This is a genomic window from Tessaracoccus massiliensis (assembly GCF_000826065.2).
GTDB lineage: Bacteria > Actinomycetota > Actinomycetes > Propionibacteriales > Propionibacteriaceae > Arachnia > Arachnia massiliensis_A.
The window spans coordinates 483,875-497,208 of the sequence record NZ_LN623542.1 but is presented as its reverse complement, the minus strand read 5'-3'; the positions used below and the strand labels follow the sequence as shown (position 1 = coordinate 497,208).

Annotated in this window: 7 protein-coding genes; 5 read left to right on the top strand and 2 right to left on the bottom strand. The window is 67.8% G+C overall.

The window, feature by feature from the left end; translation table 11 throughout:
* Positions 1 to 71: 71 nt before the first annotated feature.
* Entirely contained in the window at positions 72 to 1,124 is a 1,053-nt protein-coding gene (locus BN1186_RS09450; protein WP_040283752.1) for an adenosine deaminase, read from the bottom strand.
* A 35-nt stretch (positions 1,125 to 1,159) separates the two neighbouring features.
* On the opposite strand from BN1186_RS09450, the gene BN1186_RS15520 reads away from it, so the two are divergent.
* On the top strand, positions 1,160 to 1,339 hold the full coding sequence (locus BN1186_RS15520) for a hypothetical protein (RefSeq protein ID WP_040283751.1): 180 nt from the start codon (positions 1,160 to 1,162) through the stop codon (positions 1,337 to 1,339).
* Positions 1,340 to 1,385: 46 nt separating this feature from the next.
* Positions 1,386 to 3,032: a beta-N-acetylhexosaminidase gene (locus BN1186_RS09445; RefSeq protein WP_180349053.1), complete on the top strand. Its 1,647-nt coding sequence runs from the start codon at positions 1,386 to 1,388 to the stop codon at positions 3,030 to 3,032.
* A 1,070-nt stretch (positions 3,033 to 4,102) separates the two neighbouring features.
* On the opposite strand, the gene BN1186_RS15515 is transcribed toward BN1186_RS09445, so the two are convergent.
* Positions 4,103 to 9,961: a family 20 glycosylhydrolase gene (locus BN1186_RS15515; RefSeq protein WP_082031223.1), complete on the bottom strand. Its 5,859-nt coding sequence runs from the start codon at positions 9,959 to 9,961 to the stop codon at positions 4,103 to 4,105.
* A 254-nt stretch (positions 9,962 to 10,215) separates the two neighbouring features.
* Here BN1186_RS15515 and BN1186_RS09420 point away from each other — a divergent pair, with 254 nt between their 5' ends.
* Genes BN1186_RS09420 through BN1186_RS09410 form a run of 3 tightly spaced genes read left to right on the top strand, consistent with a single transcriptional unit; the run spans position 10,216 to position 13,331 of the window.
* Positions 10,216 to 11,538, top strand: coding sequence for an ABC transporter substrate-binding protein (locus BN1186_RS09420; RefSeq protein ID WP_040283749.1), 1,323 nt, complete (start codon positions 10,216 to 10,218; stop codon positions 11,536 to 11,538).
* Between the two features lie 18 nt (positions 11,539 to 11,556).
* Positions 11,557 to 12,459 carry an ABC transporter permease subunit gene (locus tag BN1186_RS09415; protein WP_040283748.1) on the top strand — a complete coding sequence of 301 codons (903 nt, stop codon included), beginning with the start codon at positions 11,557 to 11,559 and terminating at the stop codon, positions 12,457 to 12,459.
* On the top strand, positions 12,456 to 13,331 hold the full coding sequence (locus BN1186_RS09410) for a carbohydrate ABC transporter permease (protein ID WP_040283747.1): 876 nt from the start codon (positions 12,456 to 12,458) through the stop codon (positions 13,329 to 13,331). The genes BN1186_RS09415 and BN1186_RS09410 overlap by 4 nt, the downstream gene beginning before the upstream one ends.
* Positions 13,332 to 13,334 lie beyond the last annotated feature (3 nt).

Here is a 13,334-nt window from a genome sequence, read left to right as displayed (position 1 = left end):
GGGCTCTTCTCTTGCCCGTGGGAGAGTGGGAGACCCCACATCAAGATTTGATGTTGCGGACGACCCCAAATCTAGATTTGGGAGGGGCAGGCGGCGAGCCAGGCGTCGACCTCGGCGAGCCAGCGGCGCTTGTCCTCGGCGGGGGCGAAGCTCGCCTCGATCGACGACTTCGCCAGCCCCGCGAGTGCCGCGTCGTCGAGCCCGTGCACCTCGCGCGCGGTGGCGTACTGATCGGTCAGCCGCGAGAGGAACAGCAGGGGGTCGTCGGCGCCCAGGGCCACGCGTGCGCCAGCGTCGAGGAGCGTGCCCAGCGGTACGTCGTCGTGCTCCCGGAACACACCCAACTGCACGTTCGACGCGGGGCACACCTCGAAGGTGATGCCCTTGTCCACCATCCTGCTGAGCAGGTCGGGATCCTCGACGACGCGCACCCCGTGCCCGATCCGCGTGGGCTGCAGGTGCTCGACGACCTCCTCGAGGTGGGCGGCGCCGCGCAGTTCACCGCCATGCGGGACGCCGGGCAGCCCGGCGCGCCGCGCGATCCGGAAGGCGCCCGCCCATTCGGCGGTGCTGCCCTCCCGCTCGTTGTTGTTCAGGCCGAAGCCGCACACCTCGCCCGGCCCCTGCCCCGCACGCCGAGCGGCGAACCTGGCCAGCGTCCGGGCGTCGAGCGGGTGCCGCACGCGGGAGGCGGCCACGATGACCCCGATCTGCACCCCGGAGGTCGACGAGGCGAGCTTCGCTTCGTCCAGCACGATCTCGAGGGCCTCCTGGATCCCACCCACGGAGGAGGCGTACGACGTGGGGTCCACCTGGAGCTCCAGCCGCCGGGACCCTTCAGCCGCGTCTTCCGCGGCGGCGTTGCGCACCACCGTGCGCAGGGCGTCCTCTCCCCGGACTGCGGCGCGGGCCACGTCGTAGAGGTGTTGGAACCTGTTCCAGCCGCGCTTGTTGTAGGGCACGTCGAGAGCGACGCCGTCGACGAGCTTGGCGGGTAGCTCCATGTCGCGGGCGGCGGCGAGCCGCTCCAGCGCCGGGATGCTGAGCGACCCGGTGAAGTGGAGGTGAAGGTGTGCCTTGGGCAACGCGGCGAGATCGCGCTCCGTGCCGCCGTCCCTCACCATGCCGGCGATCCTAGCGGCGAGTACTCTGGGAGCCCATGAGCGCCCGATTCCTCACCACCTGGCCGTGTCAGGATGCCTGCGGCACCGTCGAGACCGACGAGCGGGTGGAGGGCGCCCCCGTCTACCGCTGCCCGGGCTGCGACACCACCTGGATCGAGCTCAATGAGCGCACCACCGATGTGCCCGCACCGCCGGTTGAGCAGTCTGAGCAATAACGGTTTAGTCCTTGCCAGGCCGCGCTCTACATGCCTAGGGTGGACCATGGTAAAGACGCCTTTCACCCGACGAAGTGTCATGGGCTCCATGGCCGCGATCCCGGTGGTCGCCTTCATCCCCACCTGCATGTCACGCGCGGATCTCCGGGCTGCACTGCCGCAGCTCGATGCAGGCCTGCCCACGCTCCCCGCCGTCGCCGAGTTCGCCCCCGGCCCTCGGAAGGCGCGCATCACGCCGGCCACCAAGATCGTCGCGGTGACCGACGGTGCCTCCGCGGAGGATGCCGCTGCCCTCCGCATCACCGCCGAACTTCTGGCCGACGACCTCGCCGCCCTCACCGGCCTCCGCCGTCCACAGGTGCGCGCCGGCCAGCCCACCCCGCACGACGTGGGGCTGCGGCTCGGCGGCACTGGCGACAACCCGGAGGCCTACACTCTCGTCACCGACAAGGCCACCACCATCACCGGCACCGGGCTCGCCGGGGTCTACTGGGGTACGCAGACACTGCTCCAGTTGGTACGCGGCGCGCAGCGCTCCGCGGCCGGGCCGCGCTCCGTCGAACTGTCCGCCGCCATCGTCGACGCCCCCGCTTACGGCGAGCGGGCCGTGATGATCGACTGCGCGCGCAAGTACTACTCGCCAGAGACCCTCAAGAAGCTCATCCGCCAGATGTCGTACCTGAAGCTCAACACGCTGCAGATGCACATCAACGAGAGCGAAGGCTTCCGCGTCGAGTCCAAACTGTTCCCGCAGATCGTCTCGGAGCAGCACCTCACGCAGGACGAGGTGCGCGACATCATCGCCTACGCGAAGCAACGCAGCGTCAGGATCATCCTCGACATCGACTCGCCGGCCCACTTCCGCCACATCCTCGACGTCTACCCGCAGTGGCGGCTGCGCCTCAGCAACGGGCACCTGGCCACCAGCAAGATCGACTTCTCGATCGACGAGGCGCGCGAGTTCGTCAAGGCGCTGCTGGGCGAGATGATCGACCTGTTCGACACCGACATCGTCCACATCGGCGGCGACGAATACCTCCCCGCCCCGTGGGAGATGTGGGGCGAGTCGGCCGTCACCGACGCCCGCGCGCCGCAGCTGGTCAGCTGGGCCCGCACGCAGTTGAACAACCAGAGCGCCACCCTGCACGACGCCTACGTGCTGTACATGAACGAGATCGGAGACTTCGTGCGCTCCAAGGGCAAGACCGTGCGCCAGTGGAACGACGACGTCTACCCGGGCCAGGGCCTCGTGGAGATTGACAAGCGCACGCAACTCGACGTGTGGATCCGCTGGAACACGTCCAAACCCACCGCGCTGGATTACATCAACGCGGGCTACGACGTGATGAACGCCAACGGGGACTACCTGTACTTCATCCTCACCAGCGACGGCGTGGGCACCGGTCCGTACAAGCATCCGCAGGGCATCTACGAGCGCTGGCACGCCCGTCGCTTCATGGGCGCCGCCGGCAGCGCGGGAGACTTCGACCTCCCCGCCCAGTACCCCATGCTGGGCGCCCACCTGAGCATCTGGGCAGACAACGCCGATGCCCTCACCCAGGACGAGGTGCTGGAGAACTTCCAGGAGTGGATGCAGACGTTCAGCCAGCACCTGTGGGGCACGCCGAAGCCGGTGCCCACCCTGGCTGAGTTGCGCGACGAGGTGCTCAGCGTCGTCGGCACCGCTCCCTGAGGGTGCCCCGCGCTGGTTGAGCCGGTTGCGTCCGAGCTCGTGTCCTGAGCCAGGCGCCTGCGAGGCGCCGTGCTGAGCCATTCGTGAGGAACGAACGAATGGTCGAAGTAAACGAGCAGCGCGTCTGGTCGACGGATGCGAGGACCGCGACCGTGTCGAAACCCCCGCAGCCGGTCTATCACTGTGTTCCACAGCGGGTGTGTGGCGCCGAGGCTGGGGGAAGAAGGACGCGAGTGTTACCCATGAGCATGGACGGCGACGTTCGGTTGTCGCGTCCCGGCGTGGCCTCGAAACTCGCGTCCTTCATCCCCCACCCTCGGCTTCAACGCCTCTGCTGCCGGGGCTCTGTGCCGACACCGTTGTCGGCGTGGTTTCCGGAGTGTCCGGTGTCGGGGTGCGTGTTGGGTGGTCTCCGTTGTCGGGCAACTAGGGACCTGGGTGGGGCGTGGTGCCGGAGAAGCACTTGCGTCCCCCCGACCCCGGCCACCCCTTCACGCTTGGCACGGGGGTCTGAGCGTCGCGCCCGCCATTGACGCTGGTTGAGCCGGTCGCACACCGCGTTGGTTGAGCCCGCGAGTTCGACGAGCAGTGTCGAAACCCCCGCAGCGTGTCTGTCTGGCTTAGCTGAAGGGTTTGGTACCGACTACGGTACGAAACCCTTCAGCTAAGACGCCGCAGGCAGTTCAGCGCCTGTTCCACTGCGGGGGTGCGCCGCCGAGGCTGGGGGAAGAAGGACGCGAGTGTTGCCCGTGCGCATGGACGGCGACGTTCGGTTGTCGCGTCCCGGCGTGGCCTCGAAACTCGCGTCCTTCATCCCCCACCCTCGGCTTCAACGCCTCTGCTGCCGGGGCTCAGTGCCGACACCGTTGTCGGCGTGGTTTCCGGAGTGTCCGGTGTCGGGGTGCGTGTTGGATGGTCTCCGTTGTCGGGCAACTAGGGACCTGGGTGGGGCGTGGTGCCGGAGAAGCACTTGCGTCCCCCCGACCCCGGCCACCCCTTCACGCTTGGCTGGTCCCTGAGCGTCGCCAGGCTCGCAAGCTCGCAGGGCGACGCTCAGGGACCAGCCATGACTACCTGAGTTCGGGGCCTCCGAACATCACGATGTTGTTGAACACCCATTCGTCGCGCTGGCTGAAGATGTAGCCACCCTCGGGCCTCGCGCTGGCCAGGTAGACCGTCACCTTGGCGTACGAGCGGCAGCCGTCGCGGCCGGTGCGAGCGGTGTCGCACTCGGTGCGCCACTGGCGCCCGTCCGTCTCCGCCGTCCACGCGCCCGTGTTCGCCAACGGGTTGGCGCCCCAGGCGGCGCGGGTCATGTACGGCAGGTAGGTGAGGTTGTTGAACGTCCACCCGTCCTTCCGGACGAACCGGCCTTCCTCCTTGACCACGACCGTCGCCCAGATGTCGGTGCGGCAGCGCTCCGTCTGCGAGTACGGCTCGCAGACGGTGTACCAGTCGCGCGCGTTGAGCAGCTTGTGCAGGCCAGGCTGGGTGTACGGGGCGGTGCGCTCGTACTTCGGCTTGGCCGGCGCGGTGGGCTGCTTCGTCGGCGGGGTTGTGGTGGGAGCGTCCGTCGGCTCATCAGTCGGATCCACCGTGGGGTCGACCGTGGGCTCGTCCGTGGGGTCGACGGTCGGGTCCACCGTAGGCTCATCTGTCGGATCGACGGTGGGCTCATCTGTCGGGTCGACCGTGGGATCGACGGTCGGGTCCACCGTGGGCTCGTCCGTAGGATCGACGGTCGGATCGACCGTGGGGCCGACGGTCGGGTCAACCGTCGGCTCCGGCGTCCCGGGATCCTCCGAGGCGACCGTGCCGGTCACCTCGTCGGTGGCGACGCCTGGGAAGAACGGCGCGTCCACCGTCGCGGTCACGGTGAACTCGGTCCCCGCAACCGCGTCGGCCTTGATGGTGGAGCCCCACTCGAGGCGCAGCGTGTGGCCGGCCGGGATCGGGCCCGCCCACGTCAGCGTCGTGCCGTCGAACTCAGCCGCAGGCAGGTCGACGCCGGATTCGGCGCCGGTCCACACCTCGAACTCGTACAGCGAGACGCCGTAGAGGCCGCCGTTCTCGGCAGCGGAGCGCTGCAGCGCCTGCATGCGGATCCACTGCACGGGCCCGGTCGGGTTCAGCTCCACCCGTGACGTGCCGCCCACGGCGCCACGGAGTTCATCGGTGGCGTCAGTCCACGTCACGCCGTCGGCCGAGGTCTGCAGCTTGTAACGTGCCGCAGCAAGCTCCCAGTGAATGGTCACGTGGTCGACGACGGTGGGCTCAGCCAGCCGCAGGTCGATCCAGGCGTTGTCGGACTCGTTGGACGAGAACCGCGTGGTGCGGTCGCCGTCGATGGCCTGGTCCGGGCCCCACTGGCCGGCCACTTCCTGGCCGGAGGCGCGTACCGCCGCACCCCTTGCCACGTTGCTGCCGGGTTCGCCCACGGGTTTGCCCTCGCCGTCGAGCAGGACGGCCGTGGCGGTGCCGAGATCGGCAACCGCGGCGAGCTCGGCCAGATCCACCGACACCTCAGCCTGTGCCTCGGAGGCGCCCGCGTTGGGCACGTCCAGCGTCCAGGCCTGCTCGGTGCCGGGGGCCACCTCGCCCGACGGGTCCACCGTCAGCGACGCCGTCAGCTCAGGCGCCACCGGGATGGTGGGCTCCGGGGCGTCACCGATGGCGGTGGCGCGCTGATTCCACTCGGCGTAGGTCGCCGTCGAACCGGCGTTCCAGGAGCGGCTCGCCATGGCCCGCAGCAGGTACTTGATGCCCGAGGCCACCTGCTGCTCCGTCTCCACCTCGGGCTTGTCGGCCCAGATGGCGAACGAGGCGCCCAGCAGTTGGTCATGATCGTTGGCGATGATCTGCTGCTGCGTGGACGAGATGCTCGGGAAACGGCCCGGCGTCCACTCGTTGTAGATCTTGTCCGCCGTCGGCTTCGTCGAGTACGCCCAACCCGGGTAGGTCAGCACGTAGTAGAAGTAGGCGTCGTTGAAGTTGATCAGGTCATGCCCGTTGTCCAGGATCGTCTGCACCGTGGGCATCGAGCGATGCCACTTCGTCCAGTACGCGATGTCGACGTTGGAGTTCAGCGCCACGCTGCTGCCGGGGGTGTAGACCGCGTCGTTCCAGGCGCGGACGTCCTCCTTGCCCTTCTCGTTGAGGTACTCGGCGACGGTGTTGATGTAGTGGACGTAGCCGTCCATGATCGTGGCGTCCGCGCCGACGTTGTCCTTGGCGTACTGGTGGAGGTTCGGGAAGCGGGCCTCCACCGAGCCCTGGTCGAGGGCGAAGACCTCGTCGCCGCCCAGGTGCCAGGCCGAAGAGGGGAACAACGGCGCGTACTCGTCGATCAGGTCGAAGACGAACTGCCGCACCTCGGGCTTGGAGTAGTCGAGGATCTTGCTGCCCTCGCTGGTGGTGGACGCACGCCACTCGGGGTGTGCCCGCAGCGCCTGCGCCATGTGCCCGGGCACGTCCAGCGCCGGCACGATCTCGATGTGGTAGCGCGCCGCGTAGGCGATCAACTCGGCCAGTTCATCCTTGGTGATGTACTGCGACGAGACGATCTCCGGGTGCGAGGTGGATTCCAGGCGGAAGCCCTCGTTCTCCGAGAAGTGGTACTGCAGTTGGTTGAGCTTGACCCACGCCATCTGCCGGAACTGGTCCTTGAACCACTCGGGGGAGAAGTACTTGCGCGCAGCGTCCACGTGCAGGGAGCGCAACTCGACGGTGGGCTCGTCGAGGACGGTGCCCGCCTCGGCGCCGCCCGCCAGGACCAGCGACTGCAGCAGCGTGCGCGTGCCGCAGAACGTGCCCTGATCGGTGGGGCCGGTGATGGTGACGTGGCCGTCGACCACCAGCGAGTAGCCCTGGCCGGAGGTCACGGTGTCCACCGAGCCCACGTTCAGGACGATGTCGCCGGGGGCGGGGGTCACGCCGGTGACGACCTCGGGGCGGACGCCCAGGCCCAGGTTGTGTTCCAGGTCGACGGCGACCAGTTCGTCGGCCAGCAGGTTGGCCTCATCGGTGAGCGACTCGTCGCCCACGATGATGCGGGTGCTGCCGGTGACGAAGAAGTCCGCGCCGTCGCCGGGGGTGAACTCGCGCACCTCGGGGACGACGGCGGGCAGACCCACGCCGTCGAGGCCCGGCTGCGGGTCCACCGGGGTGAACTGCAGCGCGCCGTCCACCACGGCGATCTCCTGCACTGTCACGTTGCCGGAGTAGTCGGTCAGCGTGATGGTGAGCATCCCGTCGGTTCCCGACAGGGTGCGGGGGTTCTGCAGCCCGCGGTTGGAGATGTCGCCGCGGGTGACGTTCACCAGCGCCTGTTCCGCACCATCGGTGGGGGTGAACTTCGCGTTCAGCTTCCACCAGTCGAGCGTGGTGGGGGAGCCGATGACCAGTTGCCCGCCGCTGAGGCGCAGGTCGCGTTCCAGCATGGGAGCGGCGTGGGAGTCGTGGCTGCGGCCGCGGTAGGACACGCCGAGGTCCCGGCCCTCGGGGGTGATGGTCAGGTCGTAGGCGTATCCCTCTTCGACGGGCAGCGGCACGGTGGCCGCGCCGTCGGAGCAGGGAACCGTCATGGAGTAGTCCTTGTTGTCCGGGTTGTCGGCGGCGACGAAGGCGAGCCGCACGTCGATCGTGCAGTTCCCGCCCGCCGCGCCGGCGGGGTCCCACGTGACGGCGAGCTCGCCGGCGTCGCGGGCATGGGTCAGCAGGCCGGAGGCGGTCTTGGCCTCAACGACCTTGATGTCTGCCACCTGGGCGCCGAAGTCGAACGACGTGGAGGCGGCCTCGGAGAGCTGGCCGTCCTTGCCGATGGCCCGCACGTCGATGCGCACGAGCCCGTCCGTGTCCAGGTTCTTGACGTAGGCGATGTCGGTGTAGCCGCCGGCCACCCATTCGGTGCGGTCGCCGTAGACGGCCTCGACGGCGTACCCGTCGACGGCGTCGAACGCGGCCTTGGTCCACTTCACCACGGCCTGTCCGTCGGCGTAGACATCGCGCAACTGCACGCCGCTGGGGGCAGCGGGGGCGGCGGCGCCGTCGGTCACGGCGATCTCGCCGATGTTGATCTGGTAATCGGCGGCGGCGCCGAACTGGAGGCCGATGGTGGCCAGCTTCCGGCCCGCGTAGGCCGACAGATCCAGGTGCTCGGTGCGCCACTCGCCCGCGGCGGCGCTGCCCGGCACGTCGACGGTGACCACGGTCTCGGGGGCGTCGGCGAAGATGAGCGCGGCCTTCAGCTGCGCGTCGTCGGCAGAGGTCTTCTTGAACGTGACCTGCAGGTCGCTGTCGGCTCCGACGGCGAGATCGGTCTTGAACAGCCGCAGCGTGGCGTCGGCGGTCAGCTCGCCGTGCACCACCAGGGAGGAGCCGCCGCGCCAGGCGCCGACCTGCGTGTAGGGCAGTTCGACGGGGTTGCCTGCGGTGTCGAGGCGCTCCTCGGCGGGGCCGTAGTCGAAGTCGACCCCGGGGCGGGTGCCGGTGGTGTCGATCCACCACTGCCAGCTCGGCAGCAGCGACTGGGTGTTGATGTCGGTCCACTCGCCCGGGTTGGAGACGGCGCCAGCGTCGAAGTACTGCATGCCGCGGCCGGTGTTGAACGTGGAGGAGAACTGCGTGCCGTTGATCACGGAGCGTTCGGGCGTGAAGTCCGCCACACCCACCCAGCCGGAGGCGTCGGTGAGGCCGACGTCGGCGCGGGCGTGGCCGGCCTGCTTGCCGGTGCGCTGCGGGTCAGTGAGCACGCCGGAGAAGTACATCCGCTCGCGCTCGGCGATCATCCACTGGAACTCGGGCTGCTGCATCAGCGGCAGCTCGGTGGTCAGCGCCGGGATCTTCACGTCGTCGTCCAGCCCGCGCTGGTAGTAGTCCGACGGCGTGAACAGCGCCACCGCCGCGCGCGGGTTGGTCGTGCCGGGCTCGTAGAGGCGAGGCAGGTCGCGCGCGGAGCCATGCCCGCCGTTGAACTTGCCCTGGTTGGCCTCCACGCCGAAGAACGTCTCGGTGTACGGGTCGACGCCGTTGGCCTCGGCGAAGGCGAGCGCGCTGTCGACGTAGTAGGGCCAGCCGTAGTTCACGAACACGGAATCGTGGATCTGGCCGTGCGTCGAGTCCTTCAGCCACTCCATCTTCGATGCGTTGAAGGTCGAGTTCGTGTCGTACCACTGCGTGTAATAGCCCTGCTCGGTCAGGTGGGCCATGAACGGCTTGAACTCCGAATCGTCGCCGCCCTCCTCCTGGTTGAGGAAGTAGCCGTCGTAGCCGTAGTAGTCCGCCATCGCCATCAACTGCTCGGCGATGATGTAGCCGTCGGATTCGGGGTTCTTCTCGAACGACTCCTTGAACGTGAGGCCGGGGCGGAACGCCGGGTCGAAGTAGATCGTCGCGATCGACTTGACGCCGTTGCGGTGCGCCGCGTTCGTGTAGGCGGGGTTGGGGATGTTGACGATGCCGAACTCGAAGCCGCGGTTGCGCCAGTCGCTGGTGGCCGGGTCGTACAGCGACGACGGCGTGCTCGCCGTCGCGGCCCCGTGCCACGGGCTGAAGTAGTCCACGTACTGCCAGAAGTTCAGCGTGTTGTTGGAGAAGTCGTTGTTGACCATGGGGGTGTCGAAGAAGGCGTTGCCGTAGTCGCCCTGCATCAACATGACCTCGGCCCTGCCGTCGAGCGACGGATCCGCCTGCGTGGCGGCCAGGGGGGCGTTGCGCTCCTGGAGCGGGATCTCGGCGCGCATGAACTCGGCGTACGGATCGGTCTCCGGGGACCAGTCGCGGATCTCCTGCAACCGGTAGCCGGAGAAGCGGGGCTGGGCCGAGGCCAGCTCCTGTTCGTTGATGGGGGCGATGGAATCTGCGGCCAACGCAGGCACCGCCGTTGACACTGCGAGAGCGAGGGCGGCGGTCGCCGCCAGTAGACGTCTCATGGCTGTCCTTTCGTCCTTGAAGAGGGCAAAGCGCTTGCGACCCGAATCTAAACCGGTTAAGCGTCCGAACCGAGGGTCTCCCCGAAACGCTCAGCCAAAATGAGCGAGTTAACGTTCACAGCCCGTTGCGCTTGCGTGGGGGAGGCGAGTTGTTCGATCCAAACACATTTGCGTAGACCTCTCTCTAGCGCTGGCCCGCGGAGCGCGCTACTGTTCACTAAAGCGCATTAGTTACCACTTCAAAGGAGAAGCCAATGCAGACTTCCAGCCGTCGCCTCCTGGCGACATCGATCGCCGCAGCCCTGGCGTTGGGCCTATCCGCGTGCGGATTGAATCCCGCAGAGACCGAGACCCGGGCGCCGGCGGATCCGGCCACCGGTGACGCGACGAGCGCGGCCGCCAGCGGCGAGCTCTCCGGTGAGATCACCTACCAGACGTGGTCCCTGAAGAACGAAAAGTTCACCCCCTACTTCGAGAAGCTGGTGGCCGATTTCGAGGCGGAGCATCCCGGCACGAAGATCAACTGGGTCGACCAGCCGGGCGACGGCTACGAGGACAAGATCATGCAGCAGGTCACCGCCGGCGACCTGCCGGATGTGGTCAACATCCCGCAGGGCATGGCCTACCAGCTGGCCAAGGCGGGCAAGGTCGTCGATCTGCGCAAGGCGGATCCCGAGGCCATCGAGCTCTACACCGACGGCGGCATCTCGGCCTATGAGTACGACGACGTGGAGGGCACCTACGGCTACCCCTGGTACCTCGGCACGGACCTCAACTGGTGGAACACCGCCGCGTTCGACGAGTACGGCCTGGACAAGGACAAGCTGCCCAGCACGATGGATGAGCTCTTCGCCGCGGCGGAGACCATGGCGGAGAAGTCCAACGGCCAGATGCCGCTGCTCTCCAGCCCGCCCGCGCTGGCAGATCTCGCCGCCGCGGACGTCGAGCTGTTCAAGGACGGCAAGTTCGTCTTCAACACCGACGAGGGCGTCGCCGTGCTGCAGCGCTACGTCGACCTCTACCAGAAGAAGGCCATGCCGCCGGAGGTGCTGGCCGACAGCTACCTGGGCAACTCGGAGCTGTTCATGCAGGGCAAGGTGGCCTGGACCACCGGCTCGGCGAGCTTCCCCGTCAACCTGGCCGAGAACAACCCCACCATCGCCGAGTCCGCCGTCGCCTCGCCTCGCATCGGCACCCCGCCGCTGTTCGTGCAGGGCGTCTCCGTCGCGGCTGAGTCCGACAACCCCGAGCTCGCCCTGGCGTTTGCGCAGTACTCCACCAACAACGAGAACCAGGTGGAGTTCGTCAAGCTGGCGCAGGGCTTCCTGCCCGGCATCAAGGAGGGCAACGAGAACCCGGATTCCTTCACCAGCGTGATCGAGGATCCCAAGATGAAGGAAGCCGCTGACATGCTCGCCGAGCAGATGCAGACGGCGCAGATCCAGGAGCCGGTGCAGTACACCGACGCGATGAAGACCTACGTCGGCCAGCAGTTCACCTCCGCGATGCGCGGCGACATCACGGCCAAGGAAGCCCTCGACGCGGCCGTCAAGTACTGCAACGACAACATCGCCTGAGGCTGATCGCACCCCATCATGAGAACTCACAAGTGGTACACACCCTGGCTGCTGGTGGCGCCTGCCGTCATCTGGACCGTGGTGTTCGCGCTGTACCCGTTCTTCAACACGGTGTTGCTGTCCTTCACCAATGCGCGCCCGTTGCGCGGTGGGACCTTCACTGGGCTGCAGAACTACCGGCAACTGGTGGATGACCCCCAGTTCTGGAAGGCGATGCAGACCACGTTCCTCTACGTGCTGGGGTGCGTTCCCCTCCTGACGCTGCTCCCGCTGGGGATGGCCCTGCTCATGCAGCGCGCCATCCCCGGCATGGGCTTCTTCCGCACGGTGGCCTACTTCCCCGTGATCGCCTCGGTGGTGGCCGTGTCGCTGGTGTGGAGCTGGATGTTCGACTCCCGCGGCATCATCAACTACGCCCTGACGGCCATGGGCGCCATCGACTCGCCCATCCCGTTCCTGGTGGACCGCTGGAAGCTGCTGGCGGTCTCCATCGGGCTGACGGTGTGGCGCGGCCTCGGCTACTACATGGTGGTGTATCTGGCCGCGCTGGCCAACGTCAACGACGAACTGCACGAGGCGGCCGCGCTCGACGGCGCCAGCGCCTTCAAGCGCTTCCTCCACGTCACCATTCCCGGCGTCCGGGGCGCGATGCTGCTGATCATGGCGCTGATCAGCGTCTCGGCCATGCGCGTGTTCTCCGAGCTCTACATGCTCACCAAGGGCACCGGCGGCCCCGGCGGCGAGAGTTCCTCCATCGTGATGCTGATCCGTCAGGTGGGCACCGGCCTGAGCGGAAACCTGGGCTACTCGTCGGCCATCTCCGTGGTGCTGTTCTTCCTGACGCTCGTCCCGCTGGCCTTCATCGGCTGGGTCAACCACGCCGGCAACCGCGGGCCCAAGAAGGCGGTGGCCGCGAAATGAGCACCCAGACCAGGCAGCGCCCCTGGCGCTCGGCCAGCGCATTCGACCCGAGCCGCCCCACCTTCGGCGGGCTCGTCGTGCGCTACCTGCTCCTCCTGCTGGTGATGGCCGTGTCCGTCGGCCCGTTCCTGTGGCAGTTGAGCACCTCGCTCAAGAGCCGCACCGAGGACATCTACGGCGCCAACCTGCTGCCTCAGGAGCCCACGCTGGATGCGTACGGCCGCGTCGCCGACGTCATCCCCATCTACCAGTACGCCTGGCACTCGCTGCTGGTCGCCGTCGCCGTGGTGCTCGGCAACCTCATCTTCGCCACCCTCGCCGGCTACGCCCTGGGCTGCATCCGCTTCCGCGGCAAGGCCGTCGTGATGGCCATCCTGCTCTCGGTGCTGCTGCTGCCCGGCGAGGTCACCCTCATGAGCCAGTACCTCATCATCCAGTCCCTCGGCCTGGCCAACACCCTGGCCGGCGTGGCGCTGCCCACCATCGTCGGCGCCATCAACGTGCTGTTGATGTGGACGGCCTGCCGGGGCGTGCCGGAATCCGTGCTCGACGCCGCCATCGTCGACGGCGCCAACACCTGGCAGCGCATCCGCCACGTGGTGTGGCCCAACGTGCGCGGCATGGCCTCCGTGGTGGCCGTGTTCTCCTTCATCGGCGCCTGGGACGACTTCCTGTGGCCGCTGATCGTGCTGAGCGATCCCGCCAAGTACACGCTCACCGTCGGGATGAGCTACCTGCAGTCCACCTTCAGCGCGGACCCGCGCGTCATCGCCGCCGGCACCGTCATCGCCCTGGTGCCCATCATCATCGTGTTCGCCTTCATGCAGCGGGTGTTCTTCCGCGGCGTGGAATCCGGCGGGGTGAAGGGCTGAGGA